This is a genomic window from Kineosporia sp. NBRC 101677, assembly GCF_030269265.1.
GTDB lineage: Bacteria > Actinomycetota > Actinomycetes > Actinomycetales > Kineosporiaceae > Kineosporia > Kineosporia rhizophila.
Genome location: NZ_BSTA01000004.1, coordinates 55,610 through 78,298, shown reverse-complemented (window position 1 = coordinate 78,298; position 22,689 = coordinate 55,610). Strand labels below are relative to the sequence as shown.

General features: G+C 70.1%; 25 protein-coding genes. 10 read left to right on the top strand and 15 right to left on the bottom strand.

Translation table 11 applies throughout. The annotated features are described in order from the left end of the window. Positions 1-128 precede the first annotated feature (128 nt). A complete protein-coding gene (locus QSK18_RS12975) occupies positions 129-1,286 on the top strand; it encodes an SGNH/GDSL hydrolase family protein (protein ID WP_285619118.1) in 1,158 nt (385 codons plus the stop codon). Between the two features lie 30 nt (positions 1,287-1,316). On the opposite strand, the gene QSK18_RS12970 is transcribed toward QSK18_RS12975, so the two are convergent. Further along, entirely contained in the window at positions 1,317-2,012 is a 696-nt protein-coding gene (locus QSK18_RS12970) for a response regulator transcription factor (protein WP_232808919.1), read from the bottom strand. Then, the gene (locus QSK18_RS12965) at positions 1,961-2,383 is read right to left on the bottom strand and encodes a hypothetical protein (RefSeq protein ID WP_232808920.1); all 423 of its coding nucleotides are present in this window, start codon (positions 2,381-2,383) and stop codon (positions 1,961-1,963) included. The genes QSK18_RS12970 and QSK18_RS12965 overlap by 52 nt, the downstream gene beginning before the upstream one ends. Before the next feature lie 374 nt (positions 2,384-2,757). On the opposite strand from QSK18_RS12965, the gene QSK18_RS12960 reads away from it, so the two are divergent. Then, on the top strand, positions 2,758-3,618 hold the full coding sequence (locus QSK18_RS12960) for a calcium-binding protein (RefSeq protein ID WP_232808921.1): 861 nt from the start codon (positions 2,758-2,760) through the stop codon (positions 3,616-3,618). Positions 3,619-3,822: 204 nt separating this feature from the next. Here the strand turns inward: QSK18_RS12960 and QSK18_RS12955 are convergent, their stop codons facing one another. After that, entirely contained in the window at positions 3,823-4,509 is a 687-nt protein-coding gene (locus tag QSK18_RS12955; RefSeq protein WP_285619115.1) for a hypothetical protein, read from the bottom strand. Positions 4,510-4,963: 454 nt separating this feature from the next. On the opposite strand from QSK18_RS12955, the gene QSK18_RS12950 reads away from it, so the two are divergent. Beyond that, positions 4,964-6,514, top strand: a complete 1,551-nt coding sequence (locus QSK18_RS12950) for a lysyl oxidase family protein (protein ID WP_232808923.1) — start codon at positions 4,964-4,966, stop codon at positions 6,512-6,514. A gap of 66 nt (positions 6,515-6,580) precedes the next feature. Here the strand turns inward: QSK18_RS12950 and QSK18_RS12945 are convergent, their stop codons facing one another. The 3 genes from QSK18_RS12945 to QSK18_RS12935 all read right to left on the bottom strand — a co-directional run bounded on the left by QSK18_RS12945 (position 6,581) and on the right by QSK18_RS12935 (position 9,325). After that, the gene (locus QSK18_RS12945) at positions 6,581-7,609 is read right to left on the bottom strand and encodes a DNA polymerase III subunit beta family protein (protein WP_285619113.1); all 1,029 of its coding nucleotides are present in this window, start codon (positions 7,607-7,609) and stop codon (positions 6,581-6,583) included. Between the two features lie 122 nt (positions 7,610-7,731). Next, positions 7,732-8,172: a DoxX family protein gene (locus tag QSK18_RS12940; RefSeq protein ID WP_285619111.1), complete on the bottom strand. Its 441-nt coding sequence runs from the start codon at positions 8,170-8,172 to the stop codon at positions 7,732-7,734. 190 nt (positions 8,173-8,362) lie between these two features. Continuing rightward, a complete protein-coding gene (locus tag QSK18_RS12935) occupies positions 8,363-9,325 on the bottom strand; it encodes a hypothetical protein (protein ID WP_285619110.1) in 963 nt (320 codons plus the stop codon). A gap of 117 nt (positions 9,326-9,442) precedes the next feature. On the opposite strand from QSK18_RS12935, the gene QSK18_RS12930 reads away from it, so the two are divergent. Next, positions 9,443-10,687, top strand: coding sequence for a winged helix DNA-binding domain-containing protein (locus QSK18_RS12930; protein WP_352396549.1), 1,245 nt, complete (start codon positions 9,443-9,445; stop codon positions 10,685-10,687). Positions 10,688-11,170: 483 nt separating this feature from the next. Continuing rightward, on the top strand, positions 11,171-12,712 hold the full coding sequence (locus QSK18_RS12925) for an alpha-amylase (RefSeq protein ID WP_285619107.1): 1,542 nt from the start codon (positions 11,171-11,173) through the stop codon (positions 12,710-12,712). 122 nt (positions 12,713-12,834) lie between these two features. Here the strand turns inward: QSK18_RS12925 and QSK18_RS12920 are convergent, their stop codons facing one another. The 4 genes from QSK18_RS12920 to QSK18_RS12905 all read right to left on the bottom strand — a co-directional run bounded on the left by QSK18_RS12920 (position 12,835) and on the right by QSK18_RS12905 (position 15,213). Beyond that, positions 12,835-13,338: an SRPBCC domain-containing protein gene (locus tag QSK18_RS12920; RefSeq protein WP_232808929.1), complete on the bottom strand. Its 504-nt coding sequence runs from the start codon at positions 13,336-13,338 to the stop codon at positions 12,835-12,837. Between the two features lie 52 nt (positions 13,339-13,390). Beyond that, on the bottom strand, positions 13,391-13,573 hold the full coding sequence (locus QSK18_RS12915) for a DUF4236 domain-containing protein (RefSeq protein ID WP_232808930.1): 183 nt from the start codon (positions 13,571-13,573) through the stop codon (positions 13,391-13,393). A gap of 81 nt (positions 13,574-13,654) precedes the next feature. Then, positions 13,655-14,422 carry an alpha/beta hydrolase gene (locus QSK18_RS12910; RefSeq protein ID WP_232809486.1) on the bottom strand — a complete coding sequence of 256 codons (768 nt, stop codon included), beginning with the start codon at positions 14,420-14,422 and terminating at the stop codon, positions 13,655-13,657. A 77-nt stretch (positions 14,423-14,499) separates the two neighbouring features. Then, entirely contained in the window at positions 14,500-15,213 is a 714-nt protein-coding gene (locus tag QSK18_RS12905) for a GntR family transcriptional regulator (protein WP_352396548.1), read from the bottom strand. A 182-nt stretch (positions 15,214-15,395) separates the two neighbouring features. Here QSK18_RS12905 and QSK18_RS12900 point away from each other — a divergent pair, with 182 nt between their 5' ends. After that, positions 15,396-16,742: an MBL fold metallo-hydrolase gene (locus QSK18_RS12900; protein ID WP_232808932.1), complete on the top strand. Its 1,347-nt coding sequence runs from the start codon at positions 15,396-15,398 to the stop codon at positions 16,740-16,742. Position 16,743: 1 nt separating this feature from the next. Here the strand turns inward: QSK18_RS12900 and QSK18_RS12895 are convergent, their stop codons facing one another. After that, on the bottom strand, positions 16,744-17,058 hold the full coding sequence (locus QSK18_RS12895) for a Het-E N-terminal domain-containing protein (protein WP_232808933.1): 315 nt from the start codon (positions 17,056-17,058) through the stop codon (positions 16,744-16,746). A 167-nt stretch (positions 17,059-17,225) separates the two neighbouring features. Between QSK18_RS12895 and QSK18_RS12890 the strand changes: the two genes are divergently transcribed. After that, the gene (locus tag QSK18_RS12890; protein ID WP_232808934.1) at positions 17,226-17,495 is read left to right on the top strand and encodes a hypothetical protein; all 270 of its coding nucleotides are present in this window, start codon (positions 17,226-17,228) and stop codon (positions 17,493-17,495) included. Next, positions 17,492-17,800 carry a hypothetical protein gene (locus QSK18_RS12885; RefSeq protein WP_285619103.1) on the top strand — a complete coding sequence of 103 codons (309 nt, stop codon included), beginning with the start codon at positions 17,492-17,494 and terminating at the stop codon, positions 17,798-17,800. The genes QSK18_RS12890 and QSK18_RS12885 overlap by 4 nt, the downstream gene beginning before the upstream one ends. A 203-nt stretch (positions 17,801-18,003) precedes the next feature. On the opposite strand, the gene QSK18_RS12880 is transcribed toward QSK18_RS12885, so the two are convergent. Both QSK18_RS12880 and QSK18_RS12875 read right to left on the bottom strand, forming a co-directional pair. Further along, the gene (locus tag QSK18_RS12880; protein WP_232808936.1) at positions 18,004-18,384 is read right to left on the bottom strand and encodes a hypothetical protein; all 381 of its coding nucleotides are present in this window, start codon (positions 18,382-18,384) and stop codon (positions 18,004-18,006) included. Between the two features lie 110 nt (positions 18,385-18,494). Continuing rightward, positions 18,495-19,754, bottom strand: a complete 1,260-nt coding sequence (locus QSK18_RS12875; protein ID WP_285619101.1) for a hypothetical protein — start codon at positions 19,752-19,754, stop codon at positions 18,495-18,497. 201 nt (positions 19,755-19,955) lie between these two features. On the opposite strand from QSK18_RS12875, the gene QSK18_RS12870 reads away from it, so the two are divergent. Both QSK18_RS12870 and QSK18_RS12865 read left to right on the top strand, forming a co-directional pair. Continuing rightward, a complete protein-coding gene (locus tag QSK18_RS12870; protein WP_232808938.1) occupies positions 19,956-20,894 on the top strand; it encodes an acyltransferase family protein in 939 nt (312 codons plus the stop codon). Positions 20,895-20,905: 11 nt separating this feature from the next. Then, positions 20,906-21,586 (top strand): HAD family hydrolase, encoded by a 681-nt coding sequence (locus tag QSK18_RS12865; protein WP_232808939.1) that lies wholly within the window; start codon positions 20,906-20,908, stop codon positions 21,584-21,586. On the opposite strand, the gene QSK18_RS12860 is transcribed toward QSK18_RS12865, so the two are convergent. Both QSK18_RS12860 and QSK18_RS12855 read right to left on the bottom strand, forming a co-directional pair. Then, entirely contained in the window at positions 21,574-21,735 is a 162-nt protein-coding gene (locus QSK18_RS12860; protein ID WP_232808940.1) for a hypothetical protein, read from the bottom strand. The two genes, QSK18_RS12865 and QSK18_RS12860, sit on opposite strands and share 13 nt — an antisense overlap. 158 nt (positions 21,736-21,893) lie before the next feature. Further along, positions 21,894-22,520: a L,D-transpeptidase family protein gene (locus tag QSK18_RS12855; protein ID WP_232808941.1), complete on the bottom strand. Its 627-nt coding sequence runs from the start codon at positions 22,518-22,520 to the stop codon at positions 21,894-21,896. Positions 22,521-22,689: the final 169 nt, after the last annotated feature.

Below are 22,689 nucleotides of genomic sequence, written 5' to 3'. Positions count from 1 at the left end.
TCACCTCGACGGCGACGCGCCCCAAACCCTCGTCCCCCGTTCACTGGATTACCCCCGGTTCCAGCGAAAGCCGCGCACCCCCGTCCTACGGTCTTGGCCAGGTTTCACGGGGAAAACGGGGGAAGACGATGAAGCTCGGCAGATCCGGTCGATTGTGCTCGGCGGTCACCGCGGTGGTGGCCACGGCGACGGTGGTGACATCGGTCGCCTGGGTCACCCAGACCGCGTCGGCGGTGCAGTCCGACCAGCCTCAGTGGCTCACCCCGCCGCCGGAGAAGGTGCTGCGGCCGGTGATCGGAGACACCACGTTCACCGTCGAGGCCGCCGCCGGCACCACCCTGACCTGGACCGGCCGGGGAGCCAGCTGCCTGAAGACCAGCGGCTCGGCGGCCGAGTGCCGGGTACGCGACCGCTCCCGGGGTGGCCGGATGGCGTTCATCGCCAGCCGTCCCGACGGCTCCCGGAGCACCACGAGCACGCAGGTGCTGGACGACGTCTCGTTCGTCTCGCTGGGCGACTCCTACGCCTCCGGCGAGGCCGACCCGCCCTTCGTCACCGACGAGTACGACACCACCGCCAACGGCTGCCACCGCTCAGCCACCGCCGCCACCCGCCAGCTGGCCGACCGGGCTCGTGTCCCCGCCGGGGGCAGCACCACCTTCCGGCACGTGGCCTGCAGCGGCGTCACGATCCCGGGGCTGCTGGCCGGATCCAAGGGCGAGCCGGGGCAGCTCGCGCGGCTGGCCGCCACCCCGGACGTCAGCCTGGTCACGCTCTCGGTGGGCGGGAACGACGTGGGGGTGGGCAAGATCCTGACCTCGTGCCTGCCCGCTGCCGGCTGCCAGGAGGCCCTGGCCCAGGCCACCCGCGCCCTGGCCGCAATGACCACGCCGCTGCCCGAGCACGGCGGGATCTCGTTGCTGGAGCGCACCTTCCGGGCCGTGCACGAGGCCGCGCCGCACGCCCACCTCGCGGTCACCGGCTACCCCATGCTGTTCCCGCCGAACGATCCCCAGGCCTGCGCCCCGCTCGGAAAGCCGGCCACCGACCTGATCAACGCGATCACCCTGGAACTGAACCGGCGCACCGAGCTGATCGCCCAGAAGGTACCGGGCACCACGTTCGTGGACCTGGTGGAGCCGTTCGCCGGGCACGCGGCCTGCGAGCAGGTGCCGGCCAGGCGCTGGCTGACCTACGTAGACCCGGTGAACCCGACGTACAGCCTGCACCCGAACGCCCGGGGGCAGGCCGAGATCCGCCGGGCGCTCGAGGACGCCCTCTCCTGAACCCTGCTCAGATCCCGGCTCCGAGCCGGCTCACAGGTCGTCCAGCGAGACCAGCCCGTCCTGGATCGCCCGGGCCACCAGCGTGGCCTTGGTCGAGGCGGGCCGGCCGGTGTTGGCGTACTTGATCCGCACGCGGTCGATGTAGGTGGACACCGTCCGGGCGGAGATCCCGAGCTTCTGCGCCACCAGGTCCTTGGACTCGCAGCGGAACCACTCCAGCAGCACGTCGATCTCCCGGGGCGCGAGGTCGGGGCGGATCCGGCGGCTGTCCACCCCCATCGCCCCGGCCAGCGACGGCGAGACGTAGGGCCGCGACTCGGCCGCCGCCCGCACCGCGTCGACCAGGTGGGCCTGCCCCTCGGCCTTGGTCAGGTAGGTGAAGGCGCCGATCTCCAGGCAGGTCAGCGCGGTGTCGCTGTCCTCGCGCATGGAGTAGACGACCACCTGACGGCCGTGCTCCACCAGCCGCGACAGGTCGGCGTAGGCCGGGGCGCCGCCGAGCTGCAGGTCCATCACCACCACAGGCACCGAACGACCGGGCTCCAGCCAGGCCACCGACAGGTCGGACCCGGCAGCCACCACATCGACCGCCGGGCTGGCCAGCGCCATCCAGGCCTGCACCCCAGCCAGGATGGCCGGGTGGTCGTCGACCAGAACCACCTGCACGTCGGCGCTCACAGCCGCACCGTCCGGCCGTCCACCGTCCGCGCCGTCCGTGCTTCCCATGCCACCTCCACCCGGAGCCGGTCGTCACTGACCAGCCGGCTCACCCGTACCCGGCCGCCGGTGTCCCCGGAGACGACGTCCTTACGTGTTGGTTCAGCGGGTGTGCCTTCTCGGCCGTCGGCGAGCTTCCCGACGGCGCGCCCGCCCTGACCGAGGTGGCGGGAAGAAGCGGCTTCACCCGGCCGGACGCTGCAGGTCAGAGACACCTGGGTGGGTAGCTGACGGGCTTGCGCCGGATCGGCCACGAGCCGCTCGCGGGGGCGCCGGGGAAGGCCAGGACGGTTGCGTCCGGCCGCAACCAGGGCCCGGCTGCCGACTGCGGGGCGCAGGGCCGGTGCCTGCGATTCGCGCTCGACGGGCGGTGACGACACGGGCGCAGTATGACAGCAGGCAGTGCAAGACTCACCATATGTCACCCGAAAGTGACGCACCATCACGTCTGGTCACCAATAGAAGACCAGTCGTCCCAGCCGGATCGCGCCCGGCACCCGCCCCTCCTCGGGTGCCGAGCAGCCTCTGCCACCCAAGGGGCAGAAGAGGTCCGGCGCGCTCGTTGTCGCGTATGAAGTCTGTGTCATGGCTGCGTGCGGTGGTGACGGTCAAACACCCCACACTGATCAGAAGGTCGCGCCGGTCCACAGACGCGCCGAGTTATCCACATATGGCCGGATCGCCCGGCAGCCGGAATGCCCTCCGGCGTACAGTGAGGCAGGTCACGCTCGCATCGCTCCAGGGGGTACCAGTCGTGCTCACTCAGACTGCACTTCGCCGGGTTCTGCTACCTGCCTCGGCTCTGGCTCTGGGCGCCTCGGCCGTTCTCGGGCCGGCCGCTCCCGCTCTGGCCGGCAGCGCTGCGCAGGGGCAGGCCGAGGTCGAGAACTGGTACCTGCACTACACGGCCGCCCCCGGGCAGGCCAACCAGCTCACCGTCACCACCGAGCTGGCCGACGACGGGTTCTACCGCTACACCATCGACGACTCGCAGCCGATCGACGCGGGCGAGGGCTGCGAGTACCCGGCCGCCGCCGACCTGACCGAGGTGGTCTGCCTGGTCGAGGGCCGGGAGTCGCAGGACCCGTACGTGATGGCCAAGTTCCGGCTCGGCGACCAGAGCGACACCGTGCGCTTCCACAACCGCACCCGGCAGGCCTACTACTCGAACGAGTTCTGGCTGGGCGCCGGCAACGACAAGGCCGACACCCGCCCGCAGCCGGGCGCTATCGACGGCAGCGGGATCTGGGGGCAGGACGGCCGCGACCAGATCACGGCCGGCGGCATCGGCGACCTGGGCGGCGTCTGGGGCGGCAACAACAACGACACGATCCGCATCGGCGGCGGCTACAACTCGGCCCACGGCGGCAACGGCGACGACAAGCTCTACGGCGACAAGAGAGCCTCGTTCCTGCGCGGCGACCGCGGTGACGACCTGCTCGACGGGGGCGCCGGGGCCGACGGGCTCTACGGGGGCGAAGGAAACGACGTGGTCTACGGGCGGGCCGGCGCCGACGAGCTCTTCGGCAACAGCGGGAACGACCGGCTGTACGGCGGCCCCGGCACCGACACCATCTCCGGCGGCCCGGGCCGCGACCACATCGAACACGACTAGACCTGCCCCGCAGTAGGCGAGTGATCCACAGAACAGGACCCAGAACCCACCGAAGGCGAGGTCACCGCGACTGCCCAGCACAAACGTCCTCAAGCGGGTTCTGTGGTCCACCCACCACCGGCACCCGTAGGCGGGTTCGGGCGGCCACCCGAGCACAGACGTCCGTGAGCGGGTTCTGCGGTTCGCTCAGGAGACCACGCTCGGTCAGCTGAGGTCGGTGACGCAGTCTTCTGGTTCGTCTTCGGACCCGTTCGCGGAACATGAACGGGTGGTCCGCCAGACCGACCGGAACTCGATCTCCTGCACCGGATCGAAAACCGGCCGCTGCCCGGCCTTCACCGTGAACTCCGTGACGTACGAGGCGCTCTGCCCGCCGGCCGGGGCGAACCAGCCGGGTTCGACCGCCAGGGAGGCCTCCCCCGGCACGTCGCCGTTCATCCGGAAGTCCGCCGACGGGCTACCCGACCAGTCCAGCCACTCCTCGACCGGCGTCCGCGGGGTGGCCTGCAGGTACAGGCGGCTGACCACGGGATCCGGCTGTCCGGCGCGACTTCGCGGGCTGGCCGTCGCCTTGTGCTCGTAGGCCCACACGTCCACGTCCGCGTTCCCGTCGCGGGCCAGCCTCCACAACTTCGAGGTGATGTAACCGGTGCCCCAGCCCGCGATCTCCATGGTGCGGGCCTGCGCGTCCTCCATCACCCACTGGTCGTTCTCAGCGCCACCGATGCCCGACGGACCCGACTCCCACAGCTCCTCGGCCGTGCTCGACCCGTCCGAAGGGCCGTACGAGGAGCCGAACGAGAAGGACACACCCGGCGCCAGGACGACCAGCGTGGTCACGGCCAGCAGCCCGGCCAGCACGTAGTGACCCGGGTGAAACCTTCTGATCACGTTCGGCGTTCCTTCGTCGGGCAGGTCCGGGTCGCCGAACGATAGACCACCCCTGAACCATGCGGGGCCGGATCGGGCCTCAGTTGGGCCGAGCGAGCGCGATCGACACCTCACGGTCATCCCCGCCCAGCCGACCGTAGCGAGATCGCCCTGCTGCGGTGCGGTCTCGGCAACCGCCCACCGAGCGTCACCCACCCGCCACGGCAAAAAGACAGTCGTCTGATACTCATCCTTCGGGAGGATCGCCGCGGCCCCTTCGCGCGGCGAGCATCATCCCGGAGGCTGATTCGGCTTCGTCCCAGACAACCTTATGGTTCGGTAATGCGTCACTTGAGGTGATGCCATTCCTGATCCCATGAGGGGGACCCCCGTGAGCCCGATCCGCCGCCCTGCCGCCAGGCGCGTCGCACCTGTCGCCGCCGTGGCCCTGACCGCCGTGATGGCGGGTTCTGTCATGACCGCCGCTGCCGTGGAGGCGGCCGGGCAGGTCTCCGGGGCCGAGTCCGCCGCCACCTCGAAGGCCGCGCTCGACTTCGTCGTGCCGGTGAAGACGCAGAGCGTGCAGCGTTTCAAGGGCGAGCCGATCGCCCTCTACGGCCTCGGCTTCTACGCCGTCGCGCCGAAGACCCTGGAGATCCGCACCGACCGGGGCAAGTCGTACAAGAACCCGATCACCACCAAGCTGATCGTCGGCGAGGGGGACAGCAAGGTCACCAAGACCCTGCCGGCCAACATCACCGCCAGCCCGTCCACGCTGACCAAGTTCTTCGACCTCAAGGTCACCCGGGCCGGCAAGACGGTGCACAAGAGCAAGCTCGACTTCTGCCTGAACTCCGACCAGCAGAGCCGGATCGCCCCCGACGGCGCGGCCGAGTCGCCCTACCCCAAGCAGTGCGGCTACCACCCCTACGCGATCGGTGGCCTGTTCGGCCTGCCCGGCGGCTGGTCCACCCCGGTCTTCGCCGACTGGAACAACCCCCTGCAGTTCAAGGGCAAGGACGGCACGTACACCGTCGAGGCCACGGTGAACAAGCAGTGGGCCAAGGCCCTGGGCATCCCCGCCGCCGAGGCCACCTCGAAGATCAAGGTCAAGGTCAAGACGGTCAAGGAGGACCAGGGCATCGGCTTCGCCGCCGCGGAGGCCGGCCACAGCCACGGCCAGCAGCCGGCCGGCATCGACCCCGACGCCGAGAACCTCTCCCCGCAGCAGGCCCAGCGCGAGATGGACCGCAAGGCCGCGCTCGGCAAGCCCAACGTGCCGGCCAAGACCGCGCCCACCGGCAACCGTCTCGGCGCCGCCGCGGTCGACGACCTGCCCAAGCCCGACCTGCGCTCGCTCCCCGCGTACCAGATCATGCTCGACACCTCGAGCAAGAAGAAGAAGACCTACCTGAGCTTCGGCGCCACCGTCTGGAACGCCGGCCCCTCGCCGCTGGTGGTCGACGGCTTCCGCCAGAAGGGCAAGCCGGTCCTCGACGCCTACCAGTACTACTTCGACAAGGACGGCAAGCAGGTCGGCTACACCGGCGCCGGCGAGATGGAGTGGGACCCGCGCGAGGGCCACAACCACTGGCACTTCCGGGACTTCGCCTCCTACCGGCTGCTCGACTCGACCAAGAAGAAGGCGATCATCAGCGGCAAGGAGGCCTTCTGCCTGGCCCCCACCGACTCGGTCGACCCGAACGTCGAGGGCGCCCAGTGGCAGCCGGAGTCGATCGACCTCTACACCGCCTGCGGTCAGGGCAACGCCAACCTGCTGAGCATCCGTGAGGTGCTGGGCACCGGCTGGGGCGACACCTACGGCCAGTACCTGCCGGGCCAGTCGTTCGACATCACCAAGGTCAAGAACGGCATCTACTACATCCAGACGATCGCGAACCCGGACAAGAAGCTCGGCGAGGCGAACTACGACAACAACTCCTCGCTGCGCAAGGTCAAGATCGGCGGCAAGCCGGGCGGCAAGCGCACTCTGAAGATCTACCCGTACCAGGGTGTCAAGGGCTGACCAGCTCCTCGCACCGAACCGGGCCCCGCGGAACTCGTTCCGCGGGGCCCGGTTCGTTCGGGCGGCTCAGGCCACCGGCATGGCGAGGGTGGTGAGGTCTCCGTGGTCGGCCGAGCGGATGGTCGCAGGCAGGGCCGCACCCCTCAGTTCCACCACCAGATCGGTCCCGATCGCGGTGCTGATCGCCGGGTACAGGTTGGTGAGCTCGAACTGCACGACAATGGACGTCCCACTCACCACTGCCTCCACCGGAACCTCCCCGATCAGGAGGCTTTCGGGAGAAACCCGCAGAACGGCGCGATCGCCCGGCCCGGTCTCCAGCGCGGCCAGGACCGCCGACTTCTGAGTGAGGACGCGGGTGGTCACCTCCGGCAGCCCTTCGAGCAGGGCGCGGTGGTCGGGATAGTCACCGGGCCGGATCCGGTAGCCGCTCTCCTGTACACCTTCCCGCCCGTCCAGATGCAGGGTCAGGGCGCGCTCACCGATCGAAACCGATACCCGATGACTGCTCCTGAGCTCGGGCAGACCGGCCCGCAGGTCGTCCGCATCCACAGTGACCGCGAACGTCCCCCGAGAATCCAGCGGGGTGAGCGTGCGGGTCGAGAGCCGGTAGCGGTCGGTGGCAGTCAGAGTCACGGCACCGTCGGCCAACTCGATCCTCACCGCGTTCAGGATGGGTAGCTCGGCCTGCCGCGCGGTGGCCGCGAGCACCTGATCCACCGCCGCCGCGAACACCGGCCCGCTCAGGGTGAGCACCGGCTCGCCCGCCTCCCCGTTCAGGGTCGAGACGATGAGAGCGGCCTGAAGCCGGGCACTCTCGGCACTGTCGGCCATCCGGCGCACATGTTCCTCGACCAGCTCGACCGCCCCGGCGAGCACGTCGGACACGGCCGGCAGCGGCATCCCGATCTCCCGCAGGCGCCGGACCAGCACGGCCCGTTCCACCTGGGTCTCGGAGTAGAACCGGTACCCGGTCGACGGGTCGACCCGGGCCGGGGCCAGTACCTCGGCGTCGGCGTAGAAGCGCAGGGCGCTCGCGGTCAGGCCGGTGCGCTGGGCGAAAGTACCGATGGGCATGAGGTCTGCGGTGGGCATGCCGTCATCCTGGAGCTTCATCCGACCTGAAGGTCAACCTGACCGCCGTTACCCCACTGGTGCCGCACCCAACGGGACGGCGACGGCCCACTGGCCACCGCCGTCCTCAGTTGGGGAGCTTTTCAGGCCTTCACCAGGGCTCCGGCGCCCTGCGCCAGCCGCGGGGCCACCACCTGGTCGAGGCTGAACCGGCCGGCGCCGACCGCCGCCAGCAGCAGCGAGGTGACACCCAGCACCAGGACCAGCTCGTAGCCGCCGTCGGCGGCGAAGATGCCGCTTTCCAGGTGCACGATGAACAATGCGCCGAACATGTTGACGAGCAACAGAAGTCCGGCCACAGGGACGGCCAGACCGACGATCAGCAGGGCGCCGCCCACCACCTCGACGATCGCCGAGAACCAGGCACTGACGGTGGGAACCGGCACGCCCATCTGCTCGAAGGAGCCGGCCGTGCCTTCCATGCCCCACTCGCTGAACTTCTGCCAGCCATGGGCGATGAAGACCACCCCGAGGGCGATCCGGGCAATGAGTACGGCGACGTCCCGCAGTACGGCGTTGTTCACGACAGTTCCTTTCGACAGGTCACAGGTCCGGCCCGGCGAGGGGCCCCGTCGCTCCCCGGCGGCCGGTCTTGGAGGGCCAGCCGGTCCAGCCTGACCGAGCGCGAAACTTGAAGCAACAACTATTTAGCTTTCAACCATGAGGCACTCGTCACGGATTCGCTGTGGATCCGCTGTGCCGGCCCAGGCCTGATCAGACCGCAGTGCTGTGATCGGACCGGTCCCGGTCCCGCCCCCCGGGCAGATCGTAGCCCCGTACCGGAAGGTCGGTACGCTCCAGCAGCCGGACCAGATTGCCGTTCATCCGCCGGATCACCGGCAGCGAACTGTTCCCGTTCAGCGTGCCGATGCGCAGGCGGGTGCGGCCGTCGGCGTACGACCCGGTCTTGGGCTTGCGGCGCATGTCCTTCAGCGAGGCCAGGTTCTCCCGGGCATCCTCACCGAGAAGATCCACCGCGCTGAGCAGGTCGGAGTAGGCCATGACCAGAACACCGGTCTCGCGCAGGGCGGAGAGCTGCCCGTGGAGTTCGCCGGTGCGCTGCACCACCGCCTTGAGATCCTTGATCTGCGGCCCCAGTTCGGGCATCTTCGGGTAGGCCGGGTAGTCGAGGTCGGGGCAGGAACTGCCGCAGCCCCGCAGGCGAGCGGCGTTGGCCGAGTTGATCTCGTCGATCTGCGCCTCGACCTGCGCGAGTTCGGTGTTGTACTCCTGGATCTGCACCCGCGCCTGGTGCATGGCCGGCAGGTAGCGGCGCTCGGCCCCGAAGAACACCGCCCGGATCTCCATGAAAACGCCCAGGCCGGAACGCAGGTCGGCCTGCTCCTGAGCCATTGCGGCAGCCTGGCGCTCGGTCTCGCTCGGACCGCCCACCACTCCGGTGGATCTCAGTGTGGCGAAGGTCAGACCGGCCACCACCAGCAGCACGACCAGAACGAGGCCGAGCCCGATCCCCCAGCCACCGCCGCGGGAGCCCTGCCTCGCGGGCGTCAGGATCTCCTGCATGTGCACCTGGCGCGGCCCCGGAACCTGGACGACCGGCCTACGCACCGGCCGCGCGGGCGGATCGCCGGCCCGGGCCCCGCAGGTCTCGCAGTAGGTCTGCCGGTGCCCCAGTGGGCGCGCGCAGGCGGGACAGGACAGCGTCGTGACACCCACGTTGGCCCCCGAAGCCGTGGACGGTCTGGTCAGGGATACATCGGCGGCGGGCCTGCTCAGATCAAGGCCATGACCCGGACTTCCCCGCCGTGGGTCGCCGGGCGGCATGATGGCGAGGTGCGACTGGTCACCGATGCCGAACGCCGCTCCCGCCTGGCGGTCCGTCATGCGCTGGTTCCCGGCCTGGAGGCGGACTCCCCCGACGCGGTCACCCGGGCGCTCACCGCACTGCACGCCACCGAGCCGGCCACGCCGTACTTGTCGTGCTGGGCCCGGACCACGTCGATGCAGCCCAAGGATCTGGACCAGGCGCTCTACGAGCAGCGGTCCCTGGTGAAGCAACTGGCCATGCGGCGCACCCTGTTCGTGTTTCCCCGGGAGCTGCTGCCTTCGGTGCGGTCCAGCGCATCAGCCCGGGTGGCGGCCACCGAACGAGCGAAACTGATCAAGGACGTCGTCGCGGCCGGGATTGCCGAGGAGGGCGCCGGCTGGCTGGACGCGGCGCGGGCGGAGATTCTGGCTGTTCTCGCCGAGCACCCCACCGGGCTGACCGCGGCCGAGATCCGTGAGGCCGTGCCCCGGCTGCGGGTGAAGGCGAGCGCGGTGGGCGGCGAGACCTGGGCCGGGCCGCGGATGCTGGTCCTGCTCGGCGCCTCCGCCGACATCGTGCGGGGTGTGAACACCGGGCGCTGGGTGGCTTCCCGGCCGCGATGGACACTGACCCGGGACTGGCTTGCCGGTGGCTCGGCTGGCCCGGGTGGCCCGGGTGGCTCGGTCGACTCCGCTGGTCTGGCTGAGCCGACCAGCTCGGGCGACTCGGACGGCCTGGCTGACGGTGGGGTGCCGGATGTCGACGCCGGTTATCGGGAGCTGGTGCGGCGCTGGCTCTGGTCGTTCGGGCCGGGCACCGAGGGCGATCTGGTGTGGTGGCTGGGCTCGACCAAGAAGGCGGTGCGCACGGCGTTGGCCGAGCTCGGGGCGCAGGCGGTGCAGCTGGAAGACTCCTCGACCGGCTGGCTGCTGCCCGAGGACCTCGAGCCGGTCGCCGACCCCGGCCCCTGGGTCAGGCTGCTGCCCGTGCTGGACGCCACCGTGATGGGCTGGCAGGCCCGCGACTTCTACCTCGGCCCCCACAAGGCCCGGCTCTTCGACACCCGCGGCAACGTGGGCACCAGCGCCTGGGCGAACGGCCGGATGGTCGGCTGCTGGGTGCAGGACGCGGCCGGGCGCGTGGAAGTACGCCTGGTGGAGGATGTCCCACCGGGGGTGCGCAGCGCGCTCGACAAGGAGGCCGCCCGCCTGACCGATTGGCTGGACGGCCTGCGGATCGGCACGGTGTACCCCTCTCCGGCGATGAAGTAGCGCATCGTTCACCGGAGCCGGGCGACCTCGCGTGACTCCGACGACCTGCGGGCGCGGTGCCGGGGTGGCCCTCAATTCCACCCCGACACCGTCGCCCTCACCCGGCCGGGCCCCTGAACCCAGCCGGGCGCTACGAGCCCGGCGGATGCCACTGCGGCTCCGTTCGGGCGTTCACGATCTCGGATGCGGACCAGGCTGCTCAGGGGACAGCCCGGTACCCGCACACCTACTGAGATGCGCGCAGGCCCGGTTTAGGTCGCAGAATTTCAGGTGACCTGAGTCACAGCAGGCCGGGCAGTCAGGCCGATGAGGGCTAAACGGGAGCTAAGTGCGCTGTTGTCTCTGACGACAACCGACGCCGATCAAGCACCGAAGACCTGGGTGATCACGCCGGGATGCATGGTTAAGCTACGCAGAGTAGTCGGACGTGCGTTCCAATTATGGCTGTGCACGGGGGTTTTGCGGGCTGTTAGGGTCACCGCCGTGACTCGGCGTAAAGAAAGCTCGGCCAGGCAACGGCGCATTGCGACCGTCGCCGGTGCCACCACCGTTCTCGTGGTGGGGGCCGCCGCCACGGCCATGGCCTGGCCTCAGCAGGACAGCGTCCGAGCCGGCACCCAAGTCAGCACTGAAGTCAGCGCACCTGCCGCGAGCGCCTCGGCCGGGGACGTGATGGCCAACCTTTTCCAGTGGAACTGGGCCTCCGTGGCGACCGAGTGCACCGAGGTGCTGGGGCCGAACGGCTTCGGCGGCGTGCAGGTCGCCCCGCCGCAGGACTCGATCCGGGTGAACTGGGACCACCACCCGTGGTGGGAGGTCTACCAGCCGGCCGGCTACGACCTGAACAGCCGCATGGGGTCGGAGGCCGAGTTCCGCGACATGGTGCAGACCTGCCGCGACGCCGGGGTGAAGGTCTACGTGGACGCGGTGATCAACCACATGTCCGGCAGTGACATGACCGCGAGCGGCGCCACCTCCTACAGCGGCAACAAGTACAGCGCGATGACGTATCCCGGGCTGTACATGAAGGACGACTTCCACCAGGCGGCCGACTGTCCCACCAGTTCCGGGGATGTCGAGAACTACGACGACGTCCAGCAGGCGCACTTCTGCCGGCTCGGCAAGCTCGAGGACCTGAAGACCGAGAGCGACTACGTCCGCGGCGCGATCACCAAGTACCTGAACAAGCTGGTCGGGTACGGGGTCTCGGGCTTCCGGGTGGACGCCGCCAAGCACATCCCGCGGGCCGACCTGAAGGCGATCATCGACGGCCTGGACCCGACCGTGGACGGCACCCGGCCCTACGTGGCGCTGGAGGTCTTCGGCGGTCAGGGTGAGCTCTCGCAGGCGGCCTACTCCGAGCTGGGCAGCGTGCTCGGCCTGGACGCCTCGGTGCAGCTGAAGAAGGCGTTCAGCGGCAACCTCGCGGCACTGGAGAACTTCGGCGACGGGCTGGTGGCCTCGGACAAGTCGCTGACCTTCGTGATGAACCACGACACCGACCGCACCGGTGAGTCGATCAGCTCCAAGGACGCCGCCACCGAGAAGCTGGCCACCCAGTTCGTGCTGGCTCACGACTACGGTGTCCCGCAGGTCTACTCGTCGTTCCGGTGGAACGCCTACGACGACGCCCCGCCCTCCGGGGCCGACGGCCTGATCACCGACACCGACTGCGACAACGATGCCTGGAACTGTCTGGACCGCGACCCGGCGGTGCTCGGGATGGTCGCCTTCCGCAACAGCGTGGGCGACGCGGCGGTGACGAACTGGTCGGACGACGGCGCGGACCTGATCTCGTTCAGTCGCGGTGAGGCCGGCTGGACGGCGCTGAACAACGGCACCTCCGCCCAGACGCAGACGTTCGCCACCGGTCTGCCCGAGGGCACCTACTGCGATCTGACCAGCGGCGGCACTCAGGACGGCAGCTGCGTCGGCACCACTGTGAAGGTGGGCGCCGACGGCCAAGCCTCGGTGAAGGTGCCGGCGAGGGCAGCGGTCGCGATCACCCAGGACTCCCGGCTCTAGGCCCGGGACCCACGAGCTCCGGCCCTGGCCGCCCCAGGGTCGGATCATCCACCGCCCACCCACGATCCGCCGACGGCCTGCCGGTGGGACTCGGGGGTGGGCGGTGGACTTTTCGAGGTGAGTCAGGCCTGGGCGACGGCCTTGGTCAGCCCGTTCAGGCGCAGGCCGGTGGCGCCGCGCAGGTGCTGCAGGTCGACCCCGCCGTCGCCGCGGTAGTTGAGGAAGGCGACCTGCTCGGTCCAGTCGAGCAGCGTGCCGCCGGGTTCGCCGGTGGCTCCGGGCAGTGGGTACAGCTCGACGGTGAGCAGGGCCGTCCACATCAGCACATCGTTGATGGCGGCCTCGTAGGACTGCACGAGGCGGCGCCCGGGCACGATGTCGATCCAGCGGGAGCGGTTGTGCACCAGCTCCGGTTCGCCCTCGAGCGGGGTGAACGTGCTGCGCGCCTGCTCGGTACCGCCGATCCGGAAGTCGAACGAGTACTCGCTGTCGCGGCCGGGCAGGCGGAACCAGATCCGGCGCAGATCATCGTCGGCGAAAACCCGGAAAACCGTCTCCGGCGGGGCGTCCAGCTCCCGGGAGACGGTGAAGGTGTGGTGCCTGACCCCGCTCACGGCCGTGTCCATGACCGCCAAGTGAACCACCTGGCGGCCACGGGCATCGGCGCGTAGTGCGGACTCAGCGGCGGCCGCGGGCCTTGCTCTGGTAGTTCACCGGACCCGGCAGGTCGACGGAGTGGCGGCGGCTGCGCGAGTTCCACGACCAGCGACCGATGTGCCAGGTACGGCTGGTGCCCGTCTTGGAGACGTTCAGGCGCAGGAACGGGAGCATCTTGATCCGTTTGCGGAACGTGAAAGGCATGTCTTCTCTCCCTTGCTGCGAGGCGAAAACCCGACATGTCCACCATTGGGGCAATCGATCACTCCCGCAAGCCGAACTGGATCATGACCGCTCCGAGAGGAAGACCAGCTGATCGGGCAGGAGGCTGCGCCAGTAACCGTGGTCGTGCCCACCCTCGCCGAGCGAGCCGGCCGGAGCCGGGTCACAGGCTTTGCAGTAGCGCTCCGTCTCGGCCCGGAAGGGGTCGTCCGCCCCGCAGGAGACCGACAGCGGTAGGTCGCCGACGTCAGGATCGGCGGCCAGGTCACCCCAGCGCTCGAAATCCTCGGCATCGTCGAACGATCCGGCCGACGTGACCGAGGCCCGGGCGAAGAGGGCCGGGCTGGAGGCAGCGGCGGCCACCAACTGGCCGGGCGCCCCGAAGCGGCCGTTCGACGCCTCCCGGGCCAACATCAAGGCCCCGAAACCACCCATTGAGTAACCCAGGAGGGAAAGGCGGCCGGTGTCGAAGCCGATTTCGCCGAGTCGGGGCAGCAGTTCGCCGGAGATCATGGCCAGCGGGTCGTCGCCGTCGGCCCGGGGATGCCAGTAGGTCTCGCCACCGTCGACCGATGCGATGCCGACCGGCGCACCGCCGTTGGCCACGTGCTGGGCCAAGAACTCATGAGCGGCAAGGGAATCGAAGGCGGAGTGGGCATCATCTCCCCGGCCGTGCAGTACCAGAACAACTGGCAGCCCGTCAGGTTCGTGATCGGGCGGAGTAGCCCACCCGTACGTAACCGGCTTTCCGCGCGCGCTGGAGTCAAACGTCTTAAATTTGGGTTCCGCTCCCCCGACCCCGGGCAGGACACCACTCAGGTAGCCGGCCACCCCGGCGCCGGTGACCACGGCACCGGCGGTGGCGGTCAGGAACAGTCGGCGAGAGATATGGCTGCGGGTAGCCACATTCAGGCGCCGGAGAGGCTGAGCTTGTAGCCGCCGCCGGTGGAGAACTGCACCGCCACGGCGAAGCGGTCGGCCCGGACCAGGGTGCGCCGGTACTCGGCCGGCCCGGCCGGCCCCTGAGCCCTTCGCTCGATGGCGAACCCGGCCGTCTCCGGACCGATTCCGAGCAGCTCGCGCTCCGGGGCGGTGGGCAGGACGGCGTGGATCGTCTCTTCGCCTCCGCCCAGCCGGATGCCGCAGCGCTGTTCCAGTTCGCGGTAGACCGCGGTGTGGCTGAAGTCGGCCTCGAGCAGCGGGGCGGCCAGGGCGGCGGGCAGCCAGACCCGGTCGAAGGCCAGCGGCTCGTCACCGGCCAGCCGCACCCGCTCCAGGTAGAACAGCTCGGTGTCGGGCCCGAGGGACAGGCGGGAGGCGGCGTGGGCGTCGGTGCGCAGATCGATCGCCCGCACGATGCTGCGCTGCTCCAGCCCTTCGGCCTCGACCGAGGCGAACAGGCTGTAGAGCGCCCCCAGGGGCTGGGTGATGCGGCGGGTGCCGGAGGCGACCCGGGGGCGGCGGCCGCGCGCCGCGATCACCACGCCCTCGTCGCGCAGGCGCCGCAGGGCCTCACGCACCGTGTGACGGCTCACGTCGTACGCCTCGACCAGGGCCATCTCACCCGGGAAACCGGCCGTGAACTGCTCAGCATTGAGGCGGCGACGCAGGTCGGCGTGCACCTGGGCCCACAGCGGCAGCGGGGCGGACCGGTCGATCGCGGCCGACCAGGACCCCTGGGCCGGCGCCCCTTCTTCGGTGTGCACGCTCGTGAAGTTCACCATCGCTCCGTTGCCCTCGTCTGCGCTGGGCACTTAATGTACGGACATTCGGATGTCCCAGCAATGCGCGGGAGCGTGAGCACGTGATCCAGGTGGACGTGATCGAGACCAGCGAGCTCGGCGACCGCAGCTACATCGCGCACGACGGTTCCAGCGCCGTCGTGATCGACCCGCAGCGCGACGTCGACCGGGTGCTCGGCCGGCTCGGCGAGCTGGGCCTGAGCTGCGTGCTGGTGCTGGAGACGCACATCCACAACGACTACGTCACCGGCGGCTACGAGCTGGCCCGGCGCACCGGCGCGGAGTACGGCGTGAACCGGGACGACGAGGTGGGCTTCGAGCGCCGGCCGATCGGTGACGGCGACGAGCTGACCGCCGGCGGGCTGCGGGTGCGGGTCGTGGCCACCCCCGGGCACACCGACACGCACCTGGCCTACGTGGTGGAGGACGGCTCGTCCGACCCGGTGGTGTTCACCGGCGGCTCGCTGCTGTTCGGGAGCGTGGGCCGGACCGACCTGGTCGACGCCGCCCGCACCGTGGAACTCACCCACGCCCAGTACCGTTCGGCCCACCGGCTGGCCCACGAACTGGCCGACGAGGTGCAGGTGATGCCCACCCACGGGTTCGGCAGCTTCTGCTCGGCGGGCAGCGCCACCGGCGGCTCGGCCAGCACCATCGGCGAGCAGAAGAAGGTGAACGACGCGCTGCTGGAACCGGACGAGGACGCGTTCGTGCAGCGGCTGGTGGCCGGGCTGACCGCCTACCCGGCGTACTACGTGCACATGGGCGTGCTGAACCGGCAGGGCCCCGGTCCGGTCGACCTGTCGGTAGCCGAGCCGGTGCAGGCCGACGAGCTGCACCGCCGGATCAGCGCCGGGGAATGGGTGGTGGATCTGCGCGATCGCACCGCCTACGCCGCCGGGCACCTGGCCGGCACCGTCAGCATCGACCTGAGCGGGCAGTTCACCACCTACCTGGGCTGGCTGATGCCCTGGGGCGCGCCGCTCACCCTGATCGGTGAGAACCAGGAACAGATCGCCCAGGCCCAGCGCCAGCTCGTGCGGATCGGTATCGACCGGCCCGACGCCACGGCGTTCGGCGACGTCGCCGCCTTCACCGACGAGCCCGCGTCCTACCGCAAGGCCTCGTTCGAAGACCTCGCCCGGGCCACCGACGCGGTGGTGCTCGACGTGCGCCGCGACGACGAACGGGCCGCCAGCCACCTGCCCGGCTCGGCCCACCTGCCGCTGCACCGGCTGCTCACCGGGCTGGACTCGCTGCCGCCGGGCGAGCTGTGGGTGCACTGCGTCAGCGGCTACCGCTCCTCGATCGCCGCCAGCCTGCTGAAACGCGCCGGGCGCCAGGTGGTCTGGGTGGCCGACGACTACAGCAACGCCGAGCGCGCCGGTCTGCGGGTGGAACGCGCCTGACCTACGAGCGGTCGACGGCGTAGTTGCCGTTGGCGCTGCCCTCGGGGTCGATCCGCTGCATCACCTTCAGGGCCAGCTCGAGCACTTCGGAGTCGTGGGTGACACCGGCCTGCTGCAGCCCGGTGATCAGCGTGTCCTTGTCGTTCTCGGGCTGGTCCACGTACTGCTGCAGGGCCTCCAGCGCGTCCGGACGGCCCTCCAGCCGGGCCTGCAGGGCGCTGTGCAGCTTGCCGTAGTCGTCCTCGACGGCACCGATCATGGTGTTGGTCTCGGTCTTGGACTCCCCGGCGACGACCGCCGTGAGAATCAGGGACATCGGTTCCATGACCACCTTCTGCGTGACTCGGGCCTGCGTTACCCGTCCGATTCTTGTGCTCGGGCGGCCGCGGCGCACCTCGGGCCCGGGATGCCGAACCGATCTTCGGGCCACATACTGGGCACCGCCGGATCCGCCCGGCTGGTTGAGTGCTGGAGGCCCGAAAAATGGTGCAGCCCCGTGTCAAGCTCGATCCCGACACCTCGCTCGGCCCGGTCGAGAAGCTGCGCGAGCCGCTGGAGGACCAGCTGACCTCGGCCCTGCGCGTGGCCGTGAAGAAGGTCGACGGCCACTACTCCGGCGAGAGCGTCGACGAGGTCGAGGAGGAGCTCCTGGAGAAGACCCGGGCCGGTCTGCACCCGGACATCGCCGACGCCTTCGCCCCGAACCAGGAGCACCTGCGCGACGTGGCGGAGAGCATCGTCGAGAACGCGTGAACCCCGAACTCACCCCCGACGGTCATCATGTGGTGATCAAGGGGCGGAAGTGGCGGGCCACCGATCCGGAGCTGCCCGAAGAGGTCGGCGCGGTCCTGCGCAAGGAGCTGATGAGCGCGCGGCGTGAGGTCGGGCGCGCGCTGCGGCAGGAAGACGAGGCGGCCGAGCGGGCCGCCCGCGACCGGGTGCAGCGGGCCAAGGTCGCCCTCGGCGAGCGCGGCACCCCCTGGTGGGAGCAGTCCAGCCAGGACCGGAAGGCGCGGTGGGAGCCGCTGTACCGCGAGCTGGGCGCAGATCAGGGGTGAGTCCGCCTCGCCCTATGCCCTTTGTGCTCACCAGTAACCCCTGGTGGCGGCGCGAGGGCCGGGCCGGGTAACGTCCAGAGCCGCTGCGTGGAGAACTCGCGCGCGACTCCCCCGGTCAGTCGCTGCCAGCAGCCGGCCGGGCCCCCGAACGCCGGTGGAGGCGGGCGCCGATGCCCCGGATTCCCGTCTCCACCGGCCCCCTCTCAGTTCGGGGTGAACAGCCCCTGCAGCCCGACCACCACGGCGATCAGCCCGAAGATGGCCAGCACCAGCGCCGTACCCTCGGGCGGGCCGGCCTGGCCCCGCAGCGGAGGGCGACCGGTCAGCCGGTCCCACAGCAGGATCACGCCGACCGCCAGGCCGACCACCTCGAAGTGGAACAGGTGCGGACCCGAGACGAGGTGCACGATCAGGTAGTAGCCGCCGGTGACCAGGGCCACCACACCGACGATCCAGGCCCAGGGGTCGATCCGGGAGATCAGGCGGGCGCTCTGCTCACCCCCGCGGGGGGCCAGGCGCAGCAGAGGCAGGCCGAGCAACAGCCCGCCGACGATGTTGGACAGGTCGAGAAGAAGAGCGATCACCGTGAGCTCCGGTCGGCCGGGGGGACGTCAACGCGCTCAGGTCGGTGAGCCCCAAAACCGTAGCAGGACGTGATCAACTTGCCCGTTCACGGCCTTCCGGTGATCCCGGGCTACTGGTCCACGCGTACCTGGATCGTCTCCGGCTCGGCGAACACCGCCGCGTCGGCCACCCCCGTCACCCCGTCCAGCAGCACCCCGATGCCCGAGGCCAGCCAGGCCAGCGCCACCCCGGTGAACGCCTCCGAACCGGGCCAGGCCCGGCGCAGGCAGTCGAAGGCCACGGTGTGCGCCTCCAGCGCGCGCTGCTCGGCATCGGCCAGGTCGGGCACCGGCCGGTCCATGCGCCGGGTGTACCGCTCCAGACAGTCGCCCTCGAGCACCTTCCGCAGCACATCGGCCGCCTCGGCCGGGCGGGCCCCCGGCACTCCGGCCGAGACCTGGTCGAACGAGTCCTGCCCCAGCGCCAGCGCCAGCGCCAGGAAGCCGGCGCCACTGGTCCGCGCGGTCACCGTGCCGCCGGGCGTGAGCCCATCGGGACGCAGTTCAAGGGTCGAGCCCCCGGCCAGCAGCACCTTTCCGGGGCGCTTGACCAGGGCGTCGAGCTCGGGAGGCATCCGGACGCTGTCCTCGTGCCGCCGCACCGGCCACGAACGCGGATGTTCGATGCTGATCGGATAGCCGCCGACGTTCACCACCTTCAGCACCGGCGCCCCGTCGGCCAGCCCGTAGCACCAGCGGATCCGCTCGCTCGGCCCGGCGCTGACCCGCACACCGGTCAGACGGGCGGCGGACTCGTGCTCACAGGTCGGCTGGGCCCCGGGCTCGGCCAGCACCGAGGCATAGGTGGTGGCGACGGCGTCGCGCAGCCGGGAGAAGTCCCAGACGAAGGCGTTCCACCAGGCCAGCTCGTACACCTCGGCGGTGATCGTCTTCTTGTCCGGATCGTACTGCGCCGGAACGATTTTCCAGGTGCGCTCGGCGGTGTCGTAGTGGCCGAGCACGGCTGCGGCATCGGCGTCCGCGGCCGCCGGTAGCGGCTCCATCCGCACCGGGAAGGTCAGCCGGACCGGCCCGGTCAGCCGGGCTCCCTGCAGAGCAATCTCGTAGGCGCCCCCGACTCCAAGGAAAGGTGAGCCGGACACCGGCGCCAGTCGTCCATTGTTGGGTTCCCTGACCACCAGCGTGCCCGCACCCGACACCGCACCGGCCGGCACGTCCACCACCGGACCGCCCGGCACCGCCACCCGCCCGCCCGTCGGGCCGACAACTCCGGAGACGCCGGGCGAAGCTACCGGTGAGGCTGCGGCCAGCGGGGTATGGGGCTCGGTGCAGCCGGCGAGCAGCACGGCCGCGCACACCAGAACCAGCACCCTCTTCAGCTGCCCACTCCTACGTCCGCGCCCGCGGCACCGGGCGGAAGACGACCACCGTAGAGCCCGGTACCGGCCCATCAGCGGATACCCGGCGGATACTCGCGGGTCTCGGCCGAAGAGCCGATACGCTCCCCGATGTGCACTCCTGTCACAGACCTGGCTAGCGTGTGCCGCCGGTCCACGCAGAGGGAGCGTCAGGTGTCAGTTCGGCCCCGCCGATCCCGTTCGGCCGGCCCCGACCAGCTCAAGGCCCTGCTGCTGGTCCTGGTGATCTTCGGGCACACCTTCGCCGAACGCCTGGACGACAGTTTCACCAAGTGGCTGATCTACGGCTTCCACATGCCGGCGTTCCTGTTCCTGTCCGGCTATCTGCTGCGGGCCGAGCGACTGCAGGAAAGAAGCTATCCCGAGCTGCTCACCGACTACGGCCGCCGCATGCTGCTGCCCTGGCTGGCCGTGAGCCTGCTCTGGGCCAGCACTTTCGGGGTGTTCCCCACCGACCTGCGAGCAGTGGCCGAACTGTTCACCGCGCCGCAGTGGCACCTCTGGTACGTGCCGGTGCTGTTCGCCATGATCAGCCTGACCTGGCTCGCCGTTCGCCTACCCCACCCGTTCCTGCTCCTGGCCGGAACCGCCGCCGTCGGGTGGCTGATCTGGGGTACGCCGCTGGCCGAGCAGCTCCCGCCGCAGCTGGATCTGGTCGACGATCGGTACTTCAGCTACCTGGTCTGGTTCGTGGCCGGCTTCAGCGCGCGCAACACCGCTGCCCTACGGCCTCATCCCGCGCTGCTGATCCCCGGGCTCCTGGCCGCTGCGGTCTACTCGTACTCGTACCAGGGCAGCGATTGGCTGGCCGCGATCAGCTTCCTGGTGCTCAACCTGTGCCTGGTCACGATTGTCCCTGCAGCCCTCGACGAACTGCGCGAACCGCGGGCGGGTTGGCTGGTGTTCATGGGGCAGCAGTCGCTGTGGGTGTACCTCTTCCACGCGTTCGCCACCGAACCGCTGCGCGACGCCGACCTTCCCACGCTGGTGCAGCGCACGGCCGGGCTGGCCCTGACGGCACTGATCTGCGCAGTGGTGGCGCTCTGGTACTTCCGGTCCGAATCGAAGGCCCGATCTGCGGAACGGGTCTAGTGTCGCTGCTCATGGAGGACGAACCGCGCCTGGCCGAACTCGTCGCGGCCACCAAGTACGTGCTGCTCGACTTCGACGGGCCGATCTGCGACCTGTTCGCCGGCCTGCCCGCCGACGTGCTCGCCGACGCGGCGCTGAACGAGCTGGAAGCCTTCGTCGGCGGCCCGGTGGACGAGGAGCTGACCGACATCGACGACCCGCTCGACCTGCTCGACGGGGTCTCGGAGATCTACCCCGAACTCACCGCGCGCGTGGACGCCTCGGTACGGGCGCTGGAGGTGGACGCGGCCGCCGAGGCCCCGTTGACCGTGGGGGCCGAGGACTTCCTGCGGGCCTGCGCCGAGAGCGGCCGGCCGGTGGCGGTCGTCAGCAACAACGGGGCCGAGGCGGTGCACAAGGTCCTGGCCCTCTACGGCCTGTCCGAACTCGTCGGCCACGTCGAAGGCCGCGATCCCGATCCGCGCCTGATGAAGCCCGACCCCACCCCGCTGCTGCGGGCCATGCGGGCGCTGAACGCCACCGCGGCCGAGACCACGATGATCGGCGACTCCTCCAGCGACATCCTGGCCGCACAGGCCGGGGGTGTGGCGGCGGTGGCTCTGCTCAGCACCCCGCCGCCGCCCGGGACCGATCAGCTCTGGGTCGACGGCATGGACACGCTGGCCGGTCTCTTCCGCGATCAGCGGCCGTAGTACCCGTCGACCTGCGCGTCGAGGTAGGCCAGATCGGGGTGGCTGGTCAGGTCGAAGAAGAGCGCGTCGGCGCGTACCTGCCCGGAGAGCACCTCGAGCTTGTCCGAGCAGGCCTGCAGAATGCCGGCCAGGCGGCTGAGTTCGTCCATGGCTCAATCATGTGCGGAGAGGTACTTGAGCGTCACGACACCACGGCGCCGACCACCCGCCCGGCCCAGTGCCGCCCCTGAAGGAGTAGCACGCGGGAACCAGCACCTGGGCCGATCGGGTGCTGTTCCCCGCGAACTCCTCAGAACCGGGCCGGCTCTCAGGCCTGGATCTCGATCGGGGTGCCCAGGGGCAGGGTCTCGGCCAGCTCGGTGATCACCTCGTTGGACAGGCGCAGACAGCCGTGGCTGACGTCGGTGCCGAGCTTGTCCGGCTGGTCGGTGCCGTGCAGGCCGAGCTGCCCCGGACCGCCGGCGAACTTCTTCAGGGTGTCGGAGTGCCCGGAGATGCCGAAGGCGTAGGGACCGTAGGCGCCGTCCGGGTCACTGGGCTGAAGCAGCTCGGTCAGGTAGTACTCGCCCGGCGGGGTGGGGGTGGCGGCCTTACCCACTCCCACCTCGTGCTCGGCCACCAGCTTGCCGTCCTTCAGTACCACCAGGCTGTGCTTCTTCATCGAGACCACCAGCCGGTAGGGCGTGACCGACAGTTCGACCTCCGAGCGTGAGACCCAGCCGGTGGAGCCGTTCGGCCGCGTGGGCAGGTGCACCTTCAGCCAGTCGTCCTTCTCATCGGTGACCAGGAAGGTCAGCGGTCCCCCGCTCTCGATCGGGCTGGCCAGGTTCTTGCCCTTGGTCCCGCCCGGCTTCTTCAGCACCTCCACCCCACTGCCGGTCGCGGTGGCCACGAGACTGCTTCCGTGCTGCAGGTTCTCGAGATGGCTGACCACCTGCGCCTGCTCGTCAGTTCCGATTGAGGACGACGGTGCCGCCTGATCGGCGACCGGCGCCTTGGGTTCCTCGGCAGTCGAGGAACACCCGGAAAGCAATACGCCGCAGGCAATTGCGACAGCGGTCAGAATCTGCGGGGTGCCCCGCCGGGCTCGGAGCCCGGCGGGA

Excerpts from the sequence above, each read along its gene's own strand:
- QSK18_RS12860 (WP_232808940.1), bottom strand. The coding sequence starts at position 21,735 with ATGGACGAACTCAGCCGCCTGGCCGGCATTCTGCAGGCCTGCTCGGAC.
- QSK18_RS12915 (WP_232808930.1), bottom strand. The coding sequence starts at position 13,573 with ATGCCTTTCACGTTCCGCAAACGGATCAAGATGCTCCCGTTCCTGCGC.
- QSK18_RS12975 (WP_285619118.1), top strand. The coding sequence starts at position 129 with ATGAAGCTCGGCAGATCCGGTCGATTGTGCTCGGCGGTCACCGCGGTG.
- QSK18_RS12970 (WP_232808919.1), bottom strand. The coding sequence starts at position 2,012 with ATGGGAAGCACGGACGGCGCGGACGGTGGACGGCCGGACGGTGCGGCT.
- QSK18_RS12945 (WP_285619113.1), bottom strand. The coding sequence starts at position 7,609 with ATGCCCACCGCAGACCTCATGCCCATCGGTACTTTCGCCCAGCGCACC.
- QSK18_RS12920 (WP_232808929.1), bottom strand. The coding sequence starts at position 13,338 with ATGGACACGGCCGTGAGCGGGGTCAGGCACCACACCTTCACCGTCTCC.
- QSK18_RS12890 (WP_232808934.1), top strand. The coding sequence starts at position 17,226 with ATGGTGCAGCCCCGTGTCAAGCTCGATCCCGACACCTCGCTCGGCCCG.
- QSK18_RS12895 (WP_232808933.1), bottom strand. The coding sequence starts at position 17,058 with ATGTCCCTGATTCTCACGGCGGTCGTCGCCGGGGAGTCCAAGACCGAG.
- QSK18_RS12865 (WP_232808939.1), top strand. The coding sequence starts at position 20,906 with ATGGAGGACGAACCGCGCCTGGCCGAACTCGTCGCGGCCACCAAGTAC.
- QSK18_RS12950 (WP_232808923.1), top strand. The coding sequence starts at position 4,964 with ATGACCGCCGCTGCCGTGGAGGCGGCCGGGCAGGTCTCCGGGGCCGAG.